The following is a 22,025-nucleotide window of genomic DNA, read 5'->3' as shown; positions in this document are numbered from 1 at the left end:
GCGGACCGAAATCAGGGCGGTACCCCTGTCCTGGGCTCTCAGGTTCCTCTCAGCCTGCCGTAACCCGCCGGTGACCCTGCTAGCCCGCGCCGACCCCGAACACGTTGAGGATGGTGTAGACGCCCAGCAGCGTGATCGCGGCGCTGCTGACGACCAGCAGGACGTTGAACGCCGTCGAGCCGTGCAGCCGGGGGTCCACTTCGGTGCGCCGCAGGTACCAGGTCGCGATCACCACCGCGGGCAGGAAGATCCCGGTGGCCACGCCACCGATCTGGACCATGACCACCGGTGAGCTCACGAACAGGTAGGCCACCCCCCACAGCACCGGCTGGATCACGGTCAGCGCGCGCAGCCACCGCTGCCGGACGACGGAGTCCTGCCAGTCGAGCACGCCCAGCGTCGCGAACAGGTTGGTGTACATGCGCGACCAGCTCGGCACCGAAGCCCACAGGGTGGAACCCAGCACCGCCACCGAGCCGAGGAGGAACAGGACGTTGGCCCACTCACCGATCGTGTCGGTGTACATCCGGGACAGGGTCGTGATCATCTCGTTGCCTTCGAGCACGAGACCCTGCGGGTGCAGCACCGCCGCGCCCATCACGAAGAACGCCAGCGTGCTGAACGTGTAGATCACCCACGACAGGAACACGTCCTTGTACATCACCCGGATCCAGCCGCGCGCCCGCCGCACCCACTCGTCGCTGCCGTCCGGCGGCCCCGCCCACCGGGCGTAGCCCTTCTCCACGCACCAGTAGGTGTAGAAGGTGATCTCGTCCGCGCCGACGCCGGTGATGCCGAACATCGCCACCGCCGCGCCGAGCGCTCCCGCCGGGATGCTCAACGCCAGGCCGGCGGCGACGTCGGCGCCCGAGTAGCTGAACGGCGTGAAGGGAAGCCCGAAAGCGATCACGACGGTGACCGCGGAGAACACCGCGACGAGCAGGAACGCACCGCGCTCGATCAGCCCGTAGCGGTTGGAGTACAGCAGCGCGATGCTGCCGGCGACCACGATGAGCGTCCAGGCCAGCAGCGAGGTCGGGCTCAGCGGGTCGCCGCCGACCGGGATCAGCAGGCTCAACGAGACGGCGACCCCGCCGACGATCCCGCCGAGCTGGAGCAGTTTGGACAGCGCCATCGCGATCCACAACAGACTGACCCAGCCGACGCGGCCGAACCGAGGTGGGACGGCGTTGTAACCGGTGAGGCCCGGTTTGCCGGTGGAGATCGTCCAGCGGGCCAGCTCGGCCTGCAACGCGACCTTGACGCCGGTGCTGAGGATGACCATCCACAGCAGCGCGAACCCGGCCTCGGCGCCGAGCGCGGTGGTGGCGATCAGCTCGCCGGAGCCGACGATGGAGGCGCTGACGATCAGGCCGGGGCCGAGGTAGCGCAGGCTGGCGGCCCAGCCACGCGGTGGTTCCTTGATGCCGTCGGCGGTGAGGAGGTACGGGTCGTCGGAGGCGGCTACGTCTGTTCCCATCGCGCACTCCCTCGTGCGTCGGGCCGTGACGGACCAGCGGATACCACGCCGCAGCGTGGAGATTTTCACACTTGTGAAACTGAGCTTTGGTGTGTGAAAAATTACAGCGGCCGATCGCCTCGGTCAACGGTCCCGAGGGGCGGGGATGAGGGGGCGGGCGAGGAGGTGTCGGCAGGAGGTGTCGACCGGACACAGTGGACACGCCGGGGTGATGGCGCACGCATGCCTTCGCGGCTGGATGCTCTTGGTCCTGTACTCGGTGGGGTAGCGGTCTCGTCTTCACGATTGACCGACACCCTCGGGGCTGCGCGAGGCGGGGCCGGCCGCTCCGGCGCGCAGGGACCGGCCCCTCCGGCTCGAGTCGCACCGTGGCAGGTCGCCTCGGGCTGCTGGAGCCGCGCCGAACGACTGCTCACGCGTGGGCGGCCGTCTCCTCGGTGCCGGCGCAGCATTCGGTGGCCCCAGCCTCCGCAGGGGTGGCTCCGAACGTGGCGGAGTCCGCCTTGACCACGTAGACCTCCCAAGGCTCCCGGCCCGGCCCGTGCACCCAGACCTTGTCCTGCCGGGCGTAGCAGCAGGTCGTGTCCTCCTCCACCTCCGTGAACAGGCCCAGTGCGCGCAGCCGCTCGGTGGCGTTGTCGACCTGCTCGGTGCTTTCGACCTCGACGCCGAGGTGGTCGATCGCGGTGTCCTGGCCGGGCTCACCTTCGACCAGAACGAGCTTGAGCGGCGGTTCGGCGATGGCGAAGTTGGCATAGCCGGGCCGCAGCTTGGCCGGTTCGGCGCCGAAGAGCTTCGAGTAGAACGCGATCGAACCTTCCAGGTCCCCAACCCGGAGGGCCAGTTGCATGCGAGACATCTCAACCCCTTAATTAGATTATCATCGAAACAGATGGCGATGTCAGCTTGCTCCACTGATTCGACGAATGTCAAGATAGAAGCATGTCGAACCAAGAAGCGCAGGCGGCCGGCGCGGCCTTGTGCTGCTCGCCGGTGATGCGGGAGCCGCTGACCGCCGAGCAGTCAGCCGAGCTGGCTCGGGTGTTCAAGGCGATCGGCGAGCCGGTACGGCTGCGGCTGCTGTCGCTGATCGCCTCCCACGCGGGCGGGGAGGCGTGCGTGTGCGACCTGACCGGGGCGTTCGAGCTGTCCGGGCCGACGATCTCGCACCACCTCAAGGTCCTGCGCGAGACCGGGGTGATCGAGGGCGAACGGCGCGGGACGTGGATCTACTACCGCGTGCGCCCCGAGACCCTGCGTGCCGTCTCGTCCGTGCTCGTGCCCGCCGATGCCGAGGCGGTCACCGCATGAGCCGGTCCGCCGAGGCACCGGTGGCCGCACGCTTGTCGGCGCTGGACCGGTGGCTGCCGGTGTGGATCGGCTCCGCCATGGCTGCCGGCCTGCTGGCCGGACGGTGGGTTCCGGGCCTCGGCCCGGCGCTCGACGCGGTGCAGGTCGACGGGATCTCGTTGCCGACCGCCCTGGGCCTGCTGGTGATGATGTACCCGGTGCTGGCCAGGGTCCGCTACGACCGGCTCGACACCGTCACCGGCGACACCCGGCTGATGGTCTCCTCGCTCGCGCTGAACTGGATCCTCGGCCCGGCACTGATGTTCGCGCTGGCCTGGATCCTGCTTCCCGACCTGCCCGAATACCGCACCGGACTGATCATCGTCGGCCTGGCGCGCTGCATCGCCATGGTGATCATCTGGAACGACCTGGCCCGCGGCGACCGGGAAGCCGCAGCGGTGCTGGTAGCGCTGAACTCGGTGTTCCAGGTCCTCGCCTTCGCCGGTCTCGGCTGGTTCTACCTGTCGGTGCTGCCGGGCTGGCTGGGCCTGCCCGCGGTCGGACTCGAGGTCTCGGCGTGGGAGATCGCCAAGTCCGTGCTGATCTTCCTCGGACTCCCGCTGGTCGCCGGATACCTGACCCGCAAGCTCGGCGAACGCGCCCGGGGCAGCGACTGGTACGAAACCCGGTTCCTGCCCAGGATCGGCCCGGTCGCCCTCTACGGGCTGCTGTTCACCATCGTGATCCTCTTCGCCCTGCAAGGCGACCAGATCACCAGCCGGCCCGTCGACGTCGCGCGGATCGCGCTGCCGCTGCTGGCCTACTTCGCGGTCATGTGGGCCGGATCGTTCGCCCTGGGCAAGGCGATCGGCCTGGGCTACGAGCGGTCGGTGACGCTGTCGTTCACCGCGGCGGGCAACAACTTCGAGCTCGCCATCGCCGTGGCCATCGCGACCTTCGGCGTCACCAGCGGCCAAGCTCTGGCCGGGGTCGTCGGCCCGCTCATCGAGGTGCCCGCGCTGGTCGCCCTCGTCCACGTGTCCCTGGCCGCCCGCCGCTGGTTCACCGCCCCGCGGCGATCGACACCGAGCACGCCCGCACCACGTCGTGAATCCTGGAGTGACCGTGTCCCGCACCCCTGAAGTCCTCTTCGTCTGCGTGCACAACGCCGGACGCTCCCAGATGGCCGCCGCGCTCCTGCAGCACCACGCCCGAGGCGAGATCGCCGTGCGCTCCGCCGGATCGGCCCCGGCCGAGACCGTCAACCCCGCCGTCCTGACCGTCATGGGCGAGCTCGGACTCGACCTCACGGCGGAAATCCCCAAGAAGCTGACCCCCGACGCCGTCGAAGCCGCCGACGTGGTGATCACCATGGGCTGTGGAGACGCCTGCCCCGTCTTCCCCGGAAAGCGCTACCTGGACTGGGAACTCACCGACCCCGCGGGAAAGAGCGTCGACGAGGTCCGCACGATCCGCGACGACATCGACCGCCGCGTCCGCGACCTCGTTGCCGAACTCGCCCCCCGGCCCCCAGACGGGAACCGGTGACACCGACTCCCGGAACCAATAGCCGCATCCCGGGGCGCCGGGCCGTGCCGGCTGGTCAGAGCGAGGGCGACTGGCCACGGCGCCGCCCTGACCGGGTCCGGTGTTCGTAGCACTCCCGTTCGGGCGATGTGTGGAACCGCCCCGTACCGGGTACTGAGGTGGCTTCCGGAGGATCACCGCCCGCCCGGCCACGCGGTGACCAGGTCCTCGGCGGTAGGCGAGGAGGCTGCATGAAACCAGCACGCGCGGTCGCTTCGTTCGACTCCGCCACCGGCATGCTGCGCGCACTGTCCCGGTTCCTGGCCGGTGCGGACGTCCCGGCGATCGGGCAGGCGCCCTCGGCGCTGGAGCCGCTGCTCTCCGCGGCCCTCGGCACGGTCAACCACCTGCCCAGGCGGCTCGCGGAGCAGGCGTACGCGTTCAGCGGCGTCGGCGAGGCGGTGCCCCGCGACCGCGTCGGCGAGATCGACGCGGAGGCCGTCGCGGGCTGGGTCACCGACCACTACCCGAAACGCCGCTACCCGGTGATCTTCGTCGGCTCGTCCAACGGCGCGCTGGTCCACCTGGCCGCCGCGCTGGACGCGCCGTGGCTGCCCCAGACGCTGCTGATCCCGGTGCGGCGCAGGGGAGTGGACCGCGACGACGCGCGCGCCGAGCTCGCGGCCGGCACCGAACCCGGCCGGGCGCTGCTGTCGGCCAACTCCGACCTGGTGCTGCACCACATGCACGACCCGAACCAGGACCGGCTGATGATCGCCGGGATGTCGTACTTCCGGGTCAAGTGGCAGCGCCTGCCGCTGGCCTACCGGCGCTTCATCCGCGACCACCTGGCGCCCGGCGGCATCGTGGTCACCGCCGAGTGCGGACTGCAGTGGCCGGTCACGCGGGTCGGCGACCGCCACCTGTTCCAGTTCGGCGCGCTGGGCGGAGCCACGGCCGACGAGTACCACCGGGGCGGCCCCCGAGTGGCGCGCATGCTCAAGCGCTACGGAGCCGGGCGCACGAGCTGGGACCCGCCCGAACCCGACGGCGAGGCTCCCGAGGCCGAGTGGGGGTTCGACCCGGCGCTGCTGGACAGCGTCACCGAGTTCGCCCGCCAGGAGGGTTTCGGCCTGCGGCGCCTGACCTTCGCCGAACCGGAGCTGCTGAGCCCGGTCGTGGCCGACCTCTACCGGCAGTGGTACGACCGGCGCGGCCTGCCCGGCAACCGGCTGCTGGCCGAGTGCTTCCTGCTGCTTGAACCGTGGTGGACGTCGCGAACCGGTTCCGTGCCGTTCTGGATGTCGTTCAACGCCGAAGGCTCGCACGACGCCCTGCTCTCCTACATCGACACCGCCCGCACCTACGACGAGATCCGGATCATGCTGTTCTCCCACGGCGTCGAGTCGGTCGGGCTCACCGGCATCCGGGCCTGGCGGGAACTGGCCGCGCGGGCCAGGAAGACCGGGACACTGCTGGGCGTCGACCAGCGCGCCTACCCCCGCGACTTCGCGAGCCTGGCGCGCGCGCACCGCGAGCTCAGCCACGTCCGCCCGCGCTACGAGATGCCCGAGCCGCTGGCCTTCACCGAGGCCGAACCGCTGCTCCAGCACACGCCGGAGGTCGAGGTCGCCTCGGCCTGAAGATCACCCCGAAGCCGTGCTCGCGGCGCTTCGCGCGGATAGGCTCGTGCCATGGTGGGATCACTGCTCGGTAACGAGGTCCCCAGGGTCGAGGACCCTGATTTGCTGCACGGACGAGGCAGCTACGTCGGCAACCTGGAAGTCGAGGGCCTGGTGCACGTCGGTTTCGTGCGCTCACCCCTGGCACACGCGCTCGTCACGTCGATCGACACCGAGGCCGCCGCGTCGGCTCCCGGCATCGTCGCCGTCTACACGGCCGCGGACCTGGACCTGCCGGTGCCGCCGCCGTTCATCGTGGTCAATCCCCAGTGCGCGCGGCCCGCGCTGGCCACCGACCGGGTCCGCTTCGTCGGCGAGCCGGTCGTCGCGGTCGTCGGCGAGAGCAGCGAGGCGGTGACCGACGCGCTGGAGCTGGTCGACGTCGACTACGAGCCACTGCCCGCGGTGGCCGACCCCGAGGCGGCGCTGGCGCCCGGCGCGCCGACGCAGTTCCCGGACCTGGGCTCCAACATCGCCGCGGGCGAACGGGACTCCGCCGGCGCCGAGGTGCTCGAAGGCTCCGACGTCGTGGTGCGCGCCCGGATCGAGAACCAGCGGGTCGCCGTGGTGCCGATGGAGGGCAACGCCGTCACGGCGGTGCCCGGCGGACCGGACGACGACCACGACCTGACGGTGCACGTGTCGACGCAGATGCCGCACGCGCTGCGCGACGGCGTCGCCGGGGCGTTCGGCATCGCACCGGAGCGGGTGCGCGTCATCGCCCCGCACGTCGGAGGTGCCTTCGGCGGCAAGGCAGGGCTCGGCGCCGAACACGCCGTCGTCATCGGCATCGCGCGCAGGCTGGGACGTCCGGCCAAGTGGGTCGAGACCCGCTCGGAGAACATGCAGGGCATGCCGCACGGCCGCGGCCAGGTGCAGTACGCCGAGCTGGGGCTGCGGCGCGACGGCGAGATCGTCGGCCTGCGCTGCCGCGTGGTCGGCGACTGCGGCGCCTACGCCGGGTTCAACGGCCTGCTCGCGATGGGCTCGACCCGCTCGATGGCCCAAGGCGTCTACAACATCCCCCGGATCGCCTACGACGCGATCGCCGCGCTGACCAACACGACGCCGGTCGGCGCGTTCCGCGGCGCCGGACGTCCCGAAGCGGCGTCCATGCTGGAACGCATGATCGATCTGGCCGCCACCGGACTCGACATGGACCCCGTCGCACTGCGGCGCAAGAACTTCCTGGCCAACGACGTCTTCCCGTACAAGACCGTCGTCGGCACCGAGTACGACAGCGGCGACTACGACCTGCCGCTCACCGAGGCCCTGCGGCTGGTGGACTACGAGGCGCTGCGCGCCGAGCAGGCACGCCGCATCGAGGCGGGGGAGACCCGGCTGCTGGGCATCGGCGTGAGCAGCTACGTCGAGATCACCGGCGGCGGTGGCGGCGAGTACGCCGAGGTCGAGGTGCACGACGACGGCCGCGCCACGATCAAGGTCGGCACCTCCTCGCACGGCCAGGGGCATGCGACGTCGTTCGCGATGATCGTCAACGACCTGCTGGGCATCCCGATGGAGTCGATCGAGTTCGTCCAGTCCGACACCGCGACCGTGGCGAGGGGCGAGGGCACCGGCGGCTCCCGCTCGCTGCAGCTCGGCGGCAGCGCGGTGCGGGAGGCGGGCGAGCTGGTGCTGCGGCGGGCCAGGGAGCTGGCCGCCGCACAGCTGGAGGCCGCGGTGGAGGACCTCGAGCCGACCGGTGACGGACTCGGCGTCACGGGCGCACCGGCGGCGAAGGTGAGCTGGCCGGACCTGGTGCGGGCGGCGTCGGCCGACGGCGGAGCGCTGGCCGAGCACGCCGACTTCACGCCGGGCGGGGCGACCTTCCCGTTCGGCGCGCACGTATCGGTCGTCGAGGTCGACGTGGAGACCGGACTCGTGCGCCCGCTGCGCCACGTCGCCGTCGACGACTGCGGGCGGGTGCTCAACCCGCTCATCGTGCGCGGCCAGCAGCACGGCGGGGTGGTGCAGGGCATGGCGCAGGCGCTGTGGGAGCACATGTCCTACGACGAGGAGGGCAACCCCCAGACCGCGACCCTGGCCGACTACGCGGTGCCCTCGGCGGCGGACGTGCCGGCGCTGGAGGTCTCCGGCACCGAGACGCCGACACCGCTGAACCCGTTGGGCGCCAAGGGCATCGGCGAGGCGGCGACCATCGGCGCGACGCCGGCGGTGCAGAACGCCGTGGTCGACGCCGTCAAGCACCTCGGAGTCCGCCACATCGACATGCCGGCCACCCCGCAACGGGTCTGGCAGGCCATCCAGGACGGCGTCTCGGCCCCGCTGTGGCAGGACCCGCCCGCGGCGTTCGAGGCACTTCCCGTGCGCGGCGCCGAGCGAGGCCCGGAGTCCGACCAAGCCGTGGTGTGACAGGACGTGGTGAGCGGTGTCCGGGCGAGGACACCGCTCACCACGGTGCGCCGCCGGCAGCGCCGTGGACCGGAGGTGGTTCGGTGCATGCATCTTCCGCGGGGTGCGACGGTTCTGCCTGGGAACGGGCGATCGCGCACGTCGCCGGGCTCGCCGAAGGCGGACCGGTCGACGATCCACCACCGGTGACGCTGCACTTCCACCCCGACCGGCTCGTGGGCGGCATCCCGATCATCGACGCGATGGTGCGCGACGGCATGTACCGCTCGCAGTTCGAGACCGGAACCAGCAACGGCGGGCTGACCGCCCATCCCGGCGGCGACCGCTGGCGGTGGGAGAGCCGCATCTTCGCCGGTGCCTACGACCACGCGGCAGCGGAGCAGCGTCCGAAGTACGGGTCGCTGAACTTCCGCCGCCGCGCAGTAGGCGGATCACCGCGGTTCGGCTCGTCCCACCTGCGGCTGGCCCCGGCGGTCCTGGAGCGCACGACGTTCTGCTACCCCGACAGCGTGTTCGAGCCGACGGACTTCGGTGTGGCGCAACGGCTTTCGACGCTGATCGAAACCGCACGCGCCGACCACCGCGACCCGCTCGACGACTACATCGAGGCACACGTCCACGGCCCGCTCGACCTCACGCGCGACGTCGAAGCGATCGTGCTCGACCCCAGCTACCGCGGCACCGACGTCGAGCGGGCGGCCACAGGGCTGGCCTGCCGCATCGAGTGGCACCCCGGCTTCTCGCTGACGACAGAAGAACTGCGGCGGCACCCGGACTACCGCGGCCGGCAGTACATCGACCTCGGCCTCTCCCTGGCCGAGGACGGACGCCTGACACCCCGCACCATCGGCGACGCGGCCCGCACCGGCAACCACGACCAGCAGGCGCTCAAGCGCGTCTGGCACTACGTGGCCCGCTTCGGCAACCTCGACCCGGCGGCATAGTCGCCCGCCGCCCGCTGGGTTCGTGACTCTATTTCCCCTCGCTCCGCTTGCGGTACGAGCGCATCTTGTGGCGGGCACCGCAGATGCTCATGCTGCACCAGACGCTGTTGTTGGCCGGTGAGCGGTCGTAGAACAGCCAACGGCAGTCGCCAGAGCGGCAGACCTTCAGCCTGCCCCGCCGCCCGGTCAGTTCCTCGACGAACAGCGCCGAAAGCAGTTGCCCCGCAATACTGTCCACAACGGACTCTCCGTTGACGGGGATCTCCGCGTTCCCCGCCTCGTCCCATCGCGGTGGCCCCAGCGCCTTCCGCGCGAACTCGTTGAGCGTCCCGGACTCCTGGCCCGACTCGACGTGATCGCGGATCGCTTCGCGCAGCCGGACTAGCTGGTGTCTCTTGGGGTCGTCCAGTCCGACCGCTGAGCGGCCGTGCTCGCGAAGCCACCGAGCGGTGCCGTCCACCGTCAGGAAGGCGTCCTCGTCGTAGAGGAAGCGCGCGGAGTTGCAGAACGCCTCGATCGTCCCGAGCGCGTCGGGCGCGGCAGGCCGGTCGTATCCCACAAGCTCACTTTACCCACAGGGCCCGCTTGATGGTAACGTTACTGCTTGAACGGATTAGCCGGTAACGGAGGTGCCGAAATGAGCTGGAAGCTGACCGAGACCTACGACTCGCCGCAGGGCCAGGTGCGATGGGCGAGCTTCGGTGACGGGCCGCCCGTGGTCCTGCTGCACGGCACGCCCTTCTCGTCCTACGTCTGGCGCGACGTGGCTGCCGGGCTCGCGACGCGCCACCGCGTCTACGTCTGGGACATGCCCGGCTACGGCCTCTCGGAGAAGCGCGCCGGGCAGGACGTCTCGCTCGCGGCGCAACAGGAGGTCTTCACCGGCCTGCTGGAGCACTGGGGCCTGCGCTCGCCTGCCGTCGTCGCCCACGACTTCGGCGGAGCGGTGTCCCTGCGGACCGCGCTGCTCGACGGTGTCCGGTATGAGCGGTTCGTGCTCGTCGACGCGGTCAGCCTGCGGCCCTGGGGCTCAAACTTCTTCCGGCTCGTCCACGACAACGCCGACGTCTTCGAAGCCCTGCCGCCGCAACTGCACGAGGCTCTGGTGCGCCGCTACATCGCCACCGCCGCGCACCGGGAACTCCCATCGCCCACGCTCGACGCCCTCACCGAGCCCTGGCTGGGGGAGACCGGGCAGCCCGCCTTCTACCGCCAGATCGCCCAGGCCGACGAACGCCACACGCAGGAGGTCGAAGACCGCTACGGCGACCTGGACTGCCCCGTCCTCATCGCATGGGGCCGCGAGGACAGCTGGCTGCCTGCCGAACGCGGGACCCGGCTGGCGCAACAGATCCCCGGCGCCCGCCTGGAGCTGATCGACGACGCGGGCCACCTCGTGCAGGAGGACGCCCCGGCTCGCCTCACCGGCCTGCTCGCCGACTTCCTCGCCCACTGACGTCCAGGCGCCGAGTAGCGCCCCACTGAGCAACCCCCTCCGGCGTCATCCGCCACCGGCGCCTGTCGGCGTCCTCACCCGCTGCCGTGTCGGCATCCCACATCCCGGATGCCGACACAGCGCCAGTTCACCCCAGGCATTGCCGAACGCGTCAGCCATGCTCGCCGTCTGGCGTCCTGCCCACGATGCGGGCCGAGCGACGCGCGACAGCCGCCCGGCTGCTCTGGCTTGCCTGCCTGCCCACGCCGCCGCTCCATCCGGCAAGGCGCTTTCCGCATGCGCGCCCCCTCCGGGCCACGCCCTCCGCCGCGTGTCCTATCCGCCCAGCGCACGCCTGTCCGACGGCTCAGCCCCTCTCTTCCCTGCCCGCCGGTCGCCACAGTCCCCGCCCTGCGCTGCCACGCGACCCTGCACCCATACCGAGCCCCGCGCTGAAGCCCGGGTCGCCCCTGCGCCGACCAAATGTCCGCCCGCTCTGTCCCGCCTCCGCCGCGCGCGGTCTCCCCCTCCACCTCCGCCCTTCGCCGCCTCCGCCTCGGTCCCCGTTTCCACCCCCCGCTGCCTACTTCGCCTCCGCCCCCGCCCCGCCTCTCCCGCTTCCCTCCTCCGCCCATGATTTGGGAGGCGGGTCTCGATACGTGGTCACCGCCCGCTAGAGTTTCGTTCGACCAATCGTGTTACCCAGGAGGTTCGGCACCATGGCTGTCGGCCACGCTCCCGCTCCGGACGCGGAGAGCTCAGACCAGGCTCCTCGGAACTCGACCCGCCAGGTCGTGGTGGCCAGCCTCGCGGGAACCTCGATCGAGTTCTACGACTTCTACGTCTACGCCACCGCCGCTGTCCTGGTGTTCCCCCACATGTTCTTCCCGGCGGGGGACGCCACGGCCGCGACGCTGCAGTCGCTGGCGACCTTCGCGATCGCCTTCGTCGCGCGCCCTCTCGGCTCGGCGCTGTTCGGCCACTTCGGCGATCGCATCGGCCGCAAGTCCACGCTGGTCGCCTCGCTGCTGACGATGGGCATCTCCACCGTCGTGATCGGCGTGCTGCCAGGTTACGAGCAGATCGGCATCGTGGCGCCGCTGCTGCTGGCGCTGTGCCGCTTCGGCCAGGGCCTCGGACTCGGCGGCGAGTGGGGCGGCGCGGCCCTGCTGGCGACCGAGAACGCGCCGCCGAACCGGCGCGCGTTCTTCGGCACCTTCCCGCAGCTCGGAGCGCCGATCGGGTTCTTCTTCGCCAACGGCCTGTTCCTGCTGCTGTCGGAAGTGATGAGCGACGAGACCTTCCTCGCCTGGGGCTGGCGGGTGCCGTTCCTGGTGTCGGCGGCGCTGGTCGCGGTCGGGCTGTGGGTGCGACTGACGCTGCACGAGACCCCGGCGTTCGCCAAGGTCGTCGAGCGCGACGCGCGGGCCAAGGTGCCGCTGGCCCAGGTCTTCCGCGCCGACTTCAAGGCACTGGTGCTGGGCACGTTCATCATGCTCGCCACCTACGTGCTGTTCTACCTGATGACCGTCTTCTCCCTCTCCTACGGGACCGCGAAGACGGGCCTGGGCTACGACCGATCCGCGTTCCTGGTGATGCTGCTGATCGGCGTGGTCTTCTTCGCCCTGGCGACACCGGTCGCCGGCGTGCTGGCCGACCGCTACGGGCGTCGCTCGACACTGCTGGTGACGACGGCGGCCATCATCGTCTTCGGCCTGCTGCTCGGCCCCTGGTTCGGCGCGAACTCGACCGTGGCGACCGTGTCCTTCCTGGTGGTCGGCCTCGGCCTGATGGGCATGACGTTCGGCCCGATGGGAGCGGTGCTGCCGGAACTGTTCCCGACCGCGGTGCGCTACACCGGCGCCTCGGTCGCCTACAACGTCGCCGGACTGCTCGGTGCGTCGGTCGCGCCGTACATCGCCACCTGGCTCGCCAGCAGCCACGGACTCGGCTGGGTCGGCGTCTACCTCGCGGCGATGGCAGCGATCACGCTGCTCGCGCTGCTGCTGAGCAAGGAGACCAAGCAGTCCTCACTGGACTGAGCCCAGCGAACACCAATACGCGGCACGGGAATTCCAAGCCGCATTCCTGAACCGGGAGCCCGGGGTCGACACGACTCCGGGCTCCCGCTTCATCGCCGCCCATCCGACTTCCCGGTGCGCCGTCCCGCTCGCCACTGATCAGACTCGCTGCCTCACAGCAGCACGACCGGACCGGTCTTGCCCTCCAACGTCGCGACCAGGGCGGGCCGGGTGCCAGCCTGCACCTCCATCTCGACGCCGAGCGCCTCCAGCGCCATGTTCGCCTCCACCCGAGGATGCACGCCGAACATGGAACGCAACGGCACCACCGGCAGGCCCTCACTCGGATGCCGGGATTCGCCCCAGTCGATGAGGAACGGCACCGGACCGTCCGAATACGAAAACGGCGTCAACCGCCACTCCAGCAACTCCCCACCCGGCGTGCGGCGCGACATCGCCTCAGGCGCACCGGGATCCCACCCGCCGTCGCGGGCAGCCCGCACATCCGCATCGAGATCGGTGGTCTGAACCGCCCAGGTCACCAGGCGAGGCTCGCTCAGCTCGTCGATCCCGAACGGCCGCGGCCCCGACGGCTCAGCCGCCTCCGGATCGGGACCGATGACCTCCAAGTACGCGCGCCCACCTAGCCCCAGCAGGTGGTTCGCCGTGCCCTTGCCCGCGTGCCGCCCACCGGGCACCGACCGAACCCCGGTCAACCCCTCGACCAGCGCCACCGCCTCCCCGAGATCCGGGCCGGCGAACACCAGGTGGTCCAACACGCGGGAGACCCCCGCCAAGCTCCCTCGGCTCATGATCACCACTCTCCCACACCCCAGCCCGCCACCGGCTGACCAGCGCGAACACCCCGCCTAGGGGGGTTGCTGATCGCCCGGAGAGGGGTGGGGTAAGCTGTTCACGCACCCCACGGAGGGGATGCGGCCGGGACGTGGCGCAGCTTGGTAGCGCACTTGACTGGGGGTCAAGGGGTCGTGGGTTCGAATCCCGCCGTCCCGACGGTCGAAAGGGTCTTCGCAGGTCAGAGCCTGTGAAGACCCTTTTTTCATGATCAATGTTCGTTCTTCGAAGTCAAGCATGCCGCTCACCGACACCTTGACTTCGGAGCTTCGCGATGCCCCTGATGGATCTTGAACGGCTCACTGACGGCCTGTCTGTGACCTGGGCCGGCTACCTGCGGGACTGGGACCGCAGCCTGCGTTCCGGCAACCGCCCGGAGACCACCCGCTACAACTATCTCCTGGCCGCGGCGCAGCTGGCGCGGTATCTCGCTGAGCACTCACCTGACCCTGAGGCTGCCGCGGCGGCCGAGGACCCGGCCGAGGTCGCCAAGGCTCACATCGAGGCGTTCCAGGCGTGGATGATCGAGACGCGCTCGGCGGCCACGGCGGTGAACAAGCACAAGGCGCTGCAGCAGTTCTTCAAGTGGCTGATGCTCGATGAAGAGGAGATCGATCGCTCGCCGATGGAGCGGGTGCGGTTGCCCACGGCACCGACCAAGCTGGTTCCGGTGATGGAGGAGGAGGCGACCACGCGCCTGCTGGAGGTCTGCAAGGGCAAGGACTTTTTGAGCCTGCGGGATCAGGCGATTATCCGGCTGTTCTGCAACACCGGGGCCCGGCTGGCCGAGGTCGCCCACCTCAGGTTGGAGGATGTCGATCTGAAGACGGAGTCGGTGACCCTCTACGGCAAGGGTGGCAAGGTCCGGCGGGTGCGCATCGGGGCCAAGACCGCCCGGGCGCTGAGCCGCTATCTGCGGGCGCGCGCCAAGCGCAAGGGTGCTGATCTGCCGAACCTGTGGCTGGCTGATCGTGGGGGGCAGGCTCTCAATGCCAACGGCATCAAGATCCGTCTCAAGCGGCTGGGACAGAGGGCGGGTCTGGACCATCTGCACGCGCACCGGTGGCGCCACACCTATGCCCATCAGTGGAAGCGCGCCGGCGGCGACACTGGGGATCTGATGCTGCTGCTGGGATGGAGTTCGGATGCGATGCCGCGGCACTACGGTGCCAGCGCTGCCGCCGAGCGGGCCCAGGAGAGCCAGGTGCGCATGGGGATCGGTGACAACGTCTGATCAGAGGTCGCAGCGCAACGCGGGCGGTGCGGTGTACTCCCGGTACACCGCACCGCCTGCTTCCAGGGCATTGATTTTGATCGAGGAGCCCCGGAGTGGGGCGTCGGCTACTGCCGTTCTGTGCGTGCGCGTCTCTTGCTTCTCGCCTTGGCGGAGCGTTCGGCGAGGCGGAGCATGTAGGCCATGCGGGCGTGGCGTGCTCGCCTTTCTCGCTCCGCTGGATCGAGCGTCCCCTCTGGGTCGACCTGTTGCTCGAAGCGAGTGAGAAACGCGCGGGTTCCGTGGCTGGTTCGTGCCGTGCGGTCAGTGGTGTGGGCCCAGGAGGCATGGGCGGCGGCTCGGGCTCGCCGACTGCGCTGGGAGGGAGTCATTCCCCGGTCGTTAGACATTTTCCCCGATTCTCATTCGCAGTTGGACTTCTTGGGCGCGTTCGGCGGCGGCGCTGGCACCGTAGTGGCGGGCCATCGCATCCGTGCTCCAGCCGAGCAAGAGCATGAGATCGCCTGTGTCGCCGCCGGCGAGCTTCCATGCGTGGGCGTAGTGGTGACGCCATCGGTGGGCGTGAACGCCGGATACTCCAGCGTGCTTGCCTCGTCTTTTCAGCATGATCTTGATGCCGTTGGCCTGCAGTGGCTGGGCTCCGCGTGCGGCCAGCCAGAGGCTCGGCAGGTCCGCTCCGCGGTGACGGGAGCGAGCGCGCAGGTAGCGACTCAGTGCCCGGGCGGTCTTCGGTCCGAACCGCACACGCCGGTCTTTGCCGCCCTTGCCCAGGTACACGACCGAGTCGGTGGCCATGTCGAGGTCGTCGGTGGTCAGGTTCGCGACTTCGGCCAGTCGTGCTCCGGTGCCGTAGTAGAGCCGGATGATCGCCTGGTCTCGAAGGTCGGTGAACGTCTTGCCGTGGCAGGTGTCGAGGATCTTCTTGGTGTCCTCATCGCCCATGACCGGCACCAGCTTGGTGGGTGTGGTGGGGGCCTTGACCCGTTCCATGGGTGAGCGCTCGATCTCCTGCTCGTCCTCGGCGAGCCACTTGAAGAACTGCTGCAGCACCTTGTGCTTGTTCAAGGCTGTTGAGGCCGAGCGTGTCTCGATCATCCAGGCCTGAAACTCCTCGATATGCGCACGCGTCGACTCTGCGGGATCCCGGGCCGCCGTCCCGGCGTCGTGGTCGGCCGCATGGTCGGTGAGAAAGCGGGCAAACTGGGACACGGCAAGGAGGTAGTTGTAGCGCGTGGTCTCGGGCTTTGCCGATGAGCGCAGGGTCCGATCCCAGTCGGCGAGAAGATGGCTCCAGGCTGAAGTAAGCCCTGTTGAAATCCTGCTCACGTCCATCAGCGACCACCGAACGCTGCCCTATGCCCGAGGCTGGGTCCAGCATCAACGTCTGTTCCCGCCTGCACTCTGACGAAGTCCACGTACCCCAGTCTTGGCAATAGTTCGCGACTTGGGGAGTGTCGCCGTGTGTCCACTTCGGTCCACGATGTGTCCTGTTTCGGGACACATGCGGTCTTCGGGGCCTGCCATCCGGCGAGGAGGGCTGAAGGTGCCCGATGGTGCCGAAGATGCCCGCCGCTAGCAGCGGCACCTTCGGCACCTTCGGCGCCTTCGCAAGGATGCGCGCAAACAAAACCGCAGCCGGACCGACTGGGTGCCCCGGCGGTCCGCCTTTCCGTGTGTGGAGAGCACACGCAAGCGGTCCTGACAGAGCGCCGCGTTCAGGTTCAGTTGATGCTGACTACTGCTGCTTCAGTAGAAACCGAAACCAATCTCACGTGGTGTGCGGTGGCCGCCGACGACGGCCTGACCGGGCAAACCCGAACACGTCGCGGCGGACGGCGAAGCCGCCATCCGGCTGGCCGAGTTGTTCGGCCAGCCGGTCCAGCTCGCCGGACTCGGCCATCGCGGCGGCTGACTCGCCGCGGCCCAGCGGCTCCTCACCCCTGGTGGACGGCTGCGGAGGCTGGGAGCGGTAGCTCGGAGGTAGAGGTCGGCGCGGCACTGGTGAGGGGTCATGTCGGGCGATGCCTGGGCGATGAGTCGGTACGGGACGTCGGGGTCGGGAATCTCGATCAAGGTGATCGTGGTGACTCCGGTTTGGGCGTGACGTGCGGCGATCTCGGTGGTCTCAAAGACGTCGGTGGTGCGGGGTGCGTGCCAGCTCTTGCCGTTCCAGGCTTCGAGCCTGCCGTTGCGGTAGCGGGTGTGTCCGGTGTGTGCGCCGGGCTCGGTGGGCTGGTCTCCAGGGAGCAGCATTCGCCACCTCGGCGGGCGTCAGGAGGATGATCTTGTGCGGAAGTTGCAAGAGAGACTCCTCGATGGTCCACGGTTCGAAGCTCGCTATCGTGTTCGGACGGGAAGCCGACGACTGGGGAAGCGCTTCACCATGACGCAGCAGTTCAGCAAGCCGAACAGCCGACAGGACGAGGTGACACGGTCGGAGACGACCAACACCAACAACACCCGCAACTTCTGGAAGACAACCGGCTGCGGGGTTCTGGTCACGGCTGGATGCACTCTGATCGGTGTCCTCATCACGACCACCGGGACGGTCATGACCTCCAAGGACGACAAAAAGGCGCTACCTCCCGCAGCAGCCCCCATCACAGAGACCGTGACGGTTACGGTCCAGCAGTCGCCTGCGGGGACCGCCCAAGTCCCTCCTTCGCCTGCACCCGCTGACCCGAGCATGCGCTGGGAAGGCACATTCACGATGTCTGGGTGGGCCAACTTCGATACCATCCCGCCAAATTCAGAGTTGTCCGTTGGCGGTCTTTTCATGCAGTCCGGCACGGGGGGCGACCTCTACCTCGGGAAGAAGGGGAGTCGTTGGACCGGCGCCGGGAAGCCTACGTCAGAGCAGTGTCTAACGCAGGTAGCAACCCATGCCGAAGACCTGATCCCAGTCAACCCTGGCGACCAAATCTGCTACCAAACTGCGAACGATAACATTGTGTACATGAAAATCCTGAGTACGGCGCCTTATGGTGGTTATGCTAGGCATGAAATGTATGTAGTGATCTGGAACAAGTGAGGCCGATCCGCCCATGCAGCCATACGCTGGACGCGCCCATCGGCGTCTTGCTTGAGCTGAGGGGTCAATTTCGTCGGCAATTTGAGCAGGTCCCATGCGGTTATGATCGAGTTGCTGGCTTGATCGAGTCTTGTGGTCGACGAGTTGTCACGACGCTAGTTATGGGTGCTGGGCGAGTCCTTGTTTCCTCAGTTCACACCGCGTCCGCAAGACGATGGGGCGACGTCGGGCGACGCCGTGCCGTGTTCACGGCCATCGTGTTCGTGGTGTTGGCCGCCCAGTTCGTCCAGCACCGCGCGATGCAGCCTGCGCCACACGCTGGCCTTGGTCCACTCGGTGAACCGGCGATGCGCGGTCGGGACGGTGAACCCGAATGAGGGCGGTAGATACCGCCAGGCGCATCCACTCGTCGCAGAACGCCACCGCGGTCCGCCCGGGGTGCGCAGAAGTGGTCACCAACCTCGGGGCTGCAGCGACCGTCGAATGCCCACCCGCAGACCTCGACCTTGGTCGGTTCGTCAGGAGAGGAGCCGTTCTGCGCCGGTGCCCGGTTTGGCATCGGCCACCTCGGTCTTCAACGCTCGACGATCCGACGGGTCAACCCGAAACGAGCCGCATAGGTCAGGAACGCCCGTTCTGCCTGGCCCTGCACCTGCAACGCCGGGTTCTTCACCGGACCGGAGGCCCCCTGAACGAGCAGCGCCGAGCCGTTGACCAGCGCGGCCGCCGCCCCTTATCGGTCTGCTGTGCCTCATCGGACAGCCGCTGCGGGCACGGCGTGTCCTGCTCGGGTGGCACCGGCTCGGCGTCGCTTAGTACTCCAGCGGTAGTTCGTGTTGTCGTCGCTGGTAGTGGGCGTGGTGGGCTTGGGTCTGGTGGTGTTGTCGCCAGGCTGACCAGGCCAGGGCGTGGCGTCGTTGTTCGGGTGGCAGGGTCAGAGCGTGGCGGATGCGTCGGATTTCGGCGAGGGATAACGGGATCAGGGCCATCGGATGGCGCTGGCCGATCCGGGGTCGGGGGCCGGTGGCGCCGAGGATGGCGAGGTAGGTCAGGGCGAGCATGGCCAGGGTGGTGAACCGGTACCAGGCGTGCCACCGGCGAACCTGGTACTGGTCGAGCCCGACAAGGCTCTTGCCGTTCTGGAACGAATCCTCGATCCGCCACCGTGTTCCGGCGACCCGCACCAGGTCGGCCAGGGACACCGGGCGGGGTGTGAAGCAGCGGTAGTAGGCGTGTTCTGAGGTGGTGTGGTTGCGGCGGATCAACACCGACTGGCCCGGGTGTCCGGGCATGGCGATCCAGGCCCAGTCGTAGTCGCGAGGTCCCTTGGCGCCGTACCCGGCGCTGTGGGCGTGCCACGCCGATTCCGGTAACTCGGCGGCGATGTCGGCCACCGGCAGCTTCGTGCCGTCGGCCCCGACGGTCAGCCGATGATCGCAGGCGACGGCCAGGACGTAGCCGATCCCGTGATCGCGCAGCCAGTGGCGCAGGTATGGGCTTTGGCCGTAGACCTCGTCGGCGGTCACCCACCGAAACGGGACCTCCGCGCACCAGGCCCGTTCCAACATGGTCACCGCCAGCTCGGATTTGGTCGCGAACACGCGATCGTCGGGTATCCCGGCCGTGTCGCGTCGCTGGTCGTCGGCGCACCAGGACTGTTCGGGCAGATCCAGCTCCCGGTCGATCAGCGTGTGCCCGGCCGGGCTGGCATAGGTGGCAAACACGCCCACCTGGCAGTTCTCGATCCGCCCGGCCGTGCCCGAGTACTGGCGTTGCACCCCGGCCGAGCACACCCCTTTTTTTTAGGAATCCGGTCTCGTCCACCACCAGCACCGCGTCCCGGTCACCCAGACTCTCGACGGCCAGCGCACGCACCTCGTCGCGGACGGCATCGGCGCCCCAGACCGCCTGACGTAGGAGTCGTTGCATCCGTTCGGGTCGCGGGTGCCCGGCGTGTTCGGCGACCTGCCAGCACGTCTTGCGTTCCAGTGGGGCCAGCAAGCCGTCCACGAACTGCCGGGCGGTGCGCCGGGGCTCCACGCGGCCGAAATGTCGGCTCACGCGGTCCATCACGACCTCGAACAACGCACCACTGCCGCCAGGGTCTACGGTGTGGCCTGCGGCCACCACGGGCTTATGTGTCGTCACACACTCATGATCACGTGGTGGCCGCTCGCCTTGGTCACCCCCGGCCACCAGCAACGATCAAAGTGTCGCTGGAGTATTAGGCGGGCCTTGCGCTCCCCATGCACGATCCTTGTGTCGGCTTTGGCGCCGGGCCACGCTTGCCCACGGTTCTCACCGCCATGGCTGTGTCCGATAAGCCGGACTTCGGTTAGTGCTGTCGAGGGTTGTTGGTGTGATCTTCGCCGATTCGGTTGTGGGGCTCGGCGTCGTCTGTGAGATTCGGCGGCTGGTCGAGGTGACCTGGTGACGAGAGAGACCGGGGGAGTGGGCGGTGGATCAGATCGCGGTGGACTTCCGCGCTCTGGAAGAAGGCGAAGACGCGTTACGGCGCCTGGTCGACGAGATCGACACGAGCCTCACGGAGCTCGAAAGCTATGTCGCGCAGCTGCTCGACAACTGGGCTGGCGAGGCTGCGGAGGCATACCGGGCGGCGCAGGGCGAATGGGACGCCGCTGTGGCTGGGATGCGGGACAACGTGCACGAGATGCACCTCCTGCTTGTCACGGCCCACGGCAACCACGCCTCGGCGGTGCAGACCAACAACGGCATCTGGCGAGTGTGACGTGACGGAGCCACGTCGTTTGGCGCCGCCCCCGGACCCGGGGCCCTCTACACCGATCAACGTCAGTCCCCAGGACTACTACCGCGTCGCCCAGGACTTCGTCCAGGGACAGAACCGCGTGCAAAGCGTCTATGACCAGTTGGTGGACCGCTTACGTGGACTGTCCGGAGCCGCGGGAAACGATGATCCTGCGCAGAAGTTCGCCGAGTCCTACACCCCTGCTGTTCGTACCCTCTTCGAGGGCCTGGTGCGCCTGCACCGACTGTTCGGAGGGATCGCTCAGGGTCTCGCCCAAGCGGGGGAGAACCACCGTCGCGCTGACGCCGACACGGTCCCCGGTCAAGCGCCTGGCGAACCGATATCGCTCACGCCGCTCACCTGCCCGGCTGCCACGGAACCCCCACCGATCCTGGGCGCGGGAGATACGGACGTCGTGGCTTCCATCGCCGACTTCGTCACCCCGTACTACCCCAACGGCCACGTCGACAAGATGCGGGATGTCTCGGGTGCTTTCGACCAAGCGCACACCGGCCTCGTCGACATCGGCAACCATCTTCACGCGAAGCTGCTGTCGCTGGTTGGCAACAACGAGTCCGAAGACCTCCATGCACTGGAGGACTTCTGGCGTCGAGTGGCTGGCACCAAAGACGGCACCCTGCTGTCGGCGCTGCCGCAGATCTGCCACTCGCTCAGCGCCGGTTGCATGGATTACGCCTCGTCGGTGGAGAACACGCGCAACGAGATCGGCGACATTGTTGAACAGCTCGCTCTTGAGCTCGTTGCGGCCGGTGTGGTCACCCTGATCGGTTCTCTGCTCACCACGCCAGCAGGAGGCGCTGCGATCGCCGAGGCCGGCGGTGGGGCGGCGCTGAGCGCGGCAGGTGCACGCATGGCAGCGGCGGCGGGGCAGCTCCTGATTACCATCGGCGGGGCGACGACCATCGCCGCCGCTGTGGAAGCCATCGGGGCGCTGAGCATGGCGATCAGCAACACTCCGGATCCCAACGTCGCCCAGTCGCAGGCCAGCAGCATCGGCAAGTCAGGCTCGCCCAGCTCCACGGAGGGGCAGGCGGCCGTCGATTCGCGCAAGTTCTCCGACTACGTCTTCAAGGAAGGCGCCGACCACGGCAAGGACAAGGTGTTCCGCTCGCTCGGCTACGAGAAGCAGCACTCGGAGATGCTGACCCGGGAGTACGAGAAGCAGGCGATGGACAAGTTCGCGCGCGGCGAGTACACGCTGGGCAAGGCCGATCAGTACGGGCAACGAATCGACATCGAGATCGAACTGCAGGGTGTAGGGGACGCGGCCGGTAAGGTCAGCTATCTCAAGAGCGGCTGGATGAAGCTTCCTGACGGCTCGATTAAGCTCAACACGCCGTTCACAGGATTCACGAGGTAGTC

18 protein-coding genes, 1 tRNA gene and 2 pseudogenes are annotated in these 22,025 nt (G+C 68.8%); 13 read left to right on the top strand and 8 right to left on the bottom strand.

Features of this window, described 5'->3' with window-relative positions; translation table 11 throughout:
- Window positions 1–79 precede the first annotated feature (79 nt).
- Window positions 80–1,480: an Nramp family divalent metal transporter gene (locus tag HUO13_RS28775; protein WP_211898115.1), complete on the bottom strand. Its 1,401-nt coding sequence runs from the start codon at window positions 1,478–1,480 to the stop codon at window positions 80–82.
- A gap of 412 nt (window positions 1,481–1,892) precedes the next feature.
- On the bottom strand, window positions 1,893–2,339 hold the full coding sequence (locus tag HUO13_RS28770; protein ID WP_211898114.1) for an ArsI/CadI family heavy metal resistance metalloenzyme: 447 nt from the start codon (window positions 2,337–2,339) through the stop codon (window positions 1,893–1,895).
- A gap of 83 nt (window positions 2,340–2,422) precedes the next feature.
- Here HUO13_RS28770 and HUO13_RS28765 point away from each other — a divergent pair, with 83 nt between their 5' ends.
- The 6 genes from HUO13_RS28765 (at window position 2,423) to HUO13_RS28740 (ending at window position 9,299) form a co-directional block, all read left to right on the top strand.
- Window positions 2,423–2,791 carry an ArsR/SmtB family transcription factor gene (locus HUO13_RS28765; protein ID WP_211898113.1) on the top strand — a complete coding sequence of 123 codons (369 nt, stop codon included), beginning with the start codon at window positions 2,423–2,425 and terminating at the stop codon, window positions 2,789–2,791.
- Window positions 2,788–3,912, top strand: coding sequence for an ACR3 family arsenite efflux transporter (gene arsB, locus HUO13_RS28760; protein WP_211898112.1), 1,125 nt, complete (start codon window positions 2,788–2,790; stop codon window positions 3,910–3,912). Before HUO13_RS28765 ends, arsB begins: the two co-directional genes overlap by 4 nt.
- Complete coding sequence (locus HUO13_RS28755; RefSeq protein ID WP_211898111.1) at window positions 3,896–4,318, top strand: arsenate reductase ArsC; 423 nt, start codon at window positions 3,896–3,898, stop codon at window positions 4,316–4,318. The genes arsB and HUO13_RS28755 overlap by 17 nt, the downstream gene beginning before the upstream one ends.
- Before the next feature lie 230 nt (window positions 4,319–4,548).
- Window positions 4,549–5,940, top strand: coding sequence for a hypothetical protein (locus HUO13_RS28750; RefSeq protein ID WP_211898110.1), 1,392 nt, complete (start codon window positions 4,549–4,551; stop codon window positions 5,938–5,940).
- A gap of 51 nt (window positions 5,941–5,991) precedes the next feature.
- The gene (locus HUO13_RS28745) at window positions 5,992–8,355 is read left to right on the top strand and encodes a xanthine dehydrogenase family protein molybdopterin-binding subunit (RefSeq protein WP_211898109.1); all 2,364 of its coding nucleotides are present in this window, start codon (window positions 5,992–5,994) and stop codon (window positions 8,353–8,355) included.
- A 185-nt stretch (window positions 8,356–8,540) separates the two neighbouring features.
- Entirely contained in the window at window positions 8,541–9,299 is a 759-nt protein-coding gene (locus HUO13_RS28740; RefSeq protein WP_211903226.1) for a DUF3626 domain-containing protein, read from the top strand.
- A 28-nt stretch (window positions 9,300–9,327) separates the two neighbouring features.
- On the opposite strand, the gene HUO13_RS28735 is transcribed toward HUO13_RS28740, so the two are convergent.
- Window positions 9,328–9,858 (bottom strand): CGNR zinc finger domain-containing protein, encoded by a 531-nt coding sequence (locus tag HUO13_RS28735; protein WP_211898108.1) that lies wholly within the window; start codon window positions 9,856–9,858, stop codon window positions 9,328–9,330.
- A gap of 78 nt (window positions 9,859–9,936) precedes the next feature.
- On the opposite strand from HUO13_RS28735, the gene HUO13_RS28730 reads away from it, so the two are divergent.
- Together HUO13_RS28730 and HUO13_RS28725 are read left to right on the top strand one after the other, a co-directional pair.
- Window positions 9,937–10,755 (top strand): alpha/beta fold hydrolase, encoded by an 819-nt coding sequence (locus HUO13_RS28730; protein ID WP_211898107.1) that lies wholly within the window; start codon window positions 9,937–9,939, stop codon window positions 10,753–10,755.
- 698 nt (window positions 10,756–11,453) lie between these two features.
- Window positions 11,454–12,776, top strand: a complete 1,323-nt coding sequence (locus HUO13_RS28725; protein ID WP_211898106.1) for an MFS transporter — start codon at window positions 11,454–11,456, stop codon at window positions 12,774–12,776.
- A 152-nt stretch (window positions 12,777–12,928) separates the two neighbouring features.
- On the opposite strand, the gene HUO13_RS28720 is transcribed toward HUO13_RS28725, so the two are convergent.
- Entirely contained in the window at window positions 12,929–13,534 is a 606-nt protein-coding gene (locus tag HUO13_RS28720) for a VOC family protein (RefSeq protein WP_249125181.1), read from the bottom strand.
- Between the two features lie 161 nt (window positions 13,535–13,695).
- Here HUO13_RS28720 and HUO13_RS28715 point away from each other — a divergent pair.
- Together HUO13_RS28715 and HUO13_RS28710 are read left to right on the top strand one after the other, a co-directional pair.
- Window positions 13,696–13,769 (top strand) — tRNA-Pro (locus tag HUO13_RS28715).
- 115 nt (window positions 13,770–13,884) lie between these two features.
- A complete protein-coding gene (locus HUO13_RS28710; RefSeq protein WP_211898104.1) occupies window positions 13,885–14,844 on the top strand; it encodes a tyrosine-type recombinase/integrase in 960 nt (319 codons plus the stop codon).
- 381 nt (window positions 14,845–15,225) lie between these two features.
- Here HUO13_RS28710 and HUO13_RS28705 read toward each other — a convergent pair whose 3' ends face one another.
- On the bottom strand, window positions 15,226–16,176 hold the full coding sequence (locus tag HUO13_RS28705; protein ID WP_211898103.1) for a tyrosine-type recombinase/integrase: 951 nt from the start codon (window positions 16,174–16,176) through the stop codon (window positions 15,226–15,228).
- A 414-nt stretch (window positions 16,177–16,590) separates the two neighbouring features.
- Complete coding sequence (locus tag HUO13_RS28700) at window positions 16,591–17,097, bottom strand: hypothetical protein (RefSeq protein WP_211898102.1); 507 nt, start codon at window positions 17,095–17,097, stop codon at window positions 16,591–16,593.
- A gap of 130 nt (window positions 17,098–17,227) precedes the next feature.
- Between HUO13_RS28700 and HUO13_RS28695 the strand changes: the two genes are divergently transcribed.
- On the top strand, window positions 17,228–17,875 hold the full coding sequence (locus tag HUO13_RS28695; RefSeq protein WP_211898101.1) for a hypothetical protein: 648 nt from the start codon (window positions 17,228–17,230) through the stop codon (window positions 17,873–17,875).
- Between the two features lie 269 nt (window positions 17,876–18,144).
- On the opposite strand, the pseudogene HUO13_RS28690 reads toward HUO13_RS28695, so the two are convergent.
- Together HUO13_RS28690 and HUO13_RS28685 are read right to left on the bottom strand one after the other, a co-directional pair.
- A pseudogene (locus tag HUO13_RS28690) lies at window positions 18,145–18,285 on the bottom strand (transposase); the annotation flags it as partial.
- 402 nt (window positions 18,286–18,687) lie between these two features.
- Window positions 18,688–19,945: pseudogene (locus tag HUO13_RS28685) on the bottom strand (IS701 family transposase).
- 388 nt (window positions 19,946–20,333) lie between these two features.
- Here HUO13_RS28685 and HUO13_RS28680 point away from each other — a divergent pair.
- Together HUO13_RS28680 and HUO13_RS28675 are read left to right on the top strand one after the other, a co-directional pair.
- Window positions 20,334–20,624, top strand: a complete 291-nt coding sequence (locus tag HUO13_RS28680) for a WXG100 family type VII secretion target (protein WP_249124146.1) — start codon at window positions 20,334–20,336, stop codon at window positions 20,622–20,624.
- Between the two features lies 1 nt (window position 20,625).
- Complete coding sequence (locus tag HUO13_RS28675) at window positions 20,626–22,023, top strand: WXG100 family type VII secretion target (RefSeq protein WP_211898100.1); 1,398 nt, start codon at window positions 20,626–20,628, stop codon at window positions 22,021–22,023.
- Window positions 22,024–22,025 lie beyond the last annotated feature (2 nt).

It is taken from the genome of Saccharopolyspora erythraea (assembly GCF_018141105.1).
Taxonomy (GTDB): Bacteria; Actinomycetota; Actinomycetes; order Mycobacteriales; family Pseudonocardiaceae; genus Saccharopolyspora_D; species Saccharopolyspora_D erythraea_A.
The sequence above is the reverse complement of the archived record's forward strand: the minus strand, read 5'-3'. Positions and strand labels throughout refer to the sequence as shown.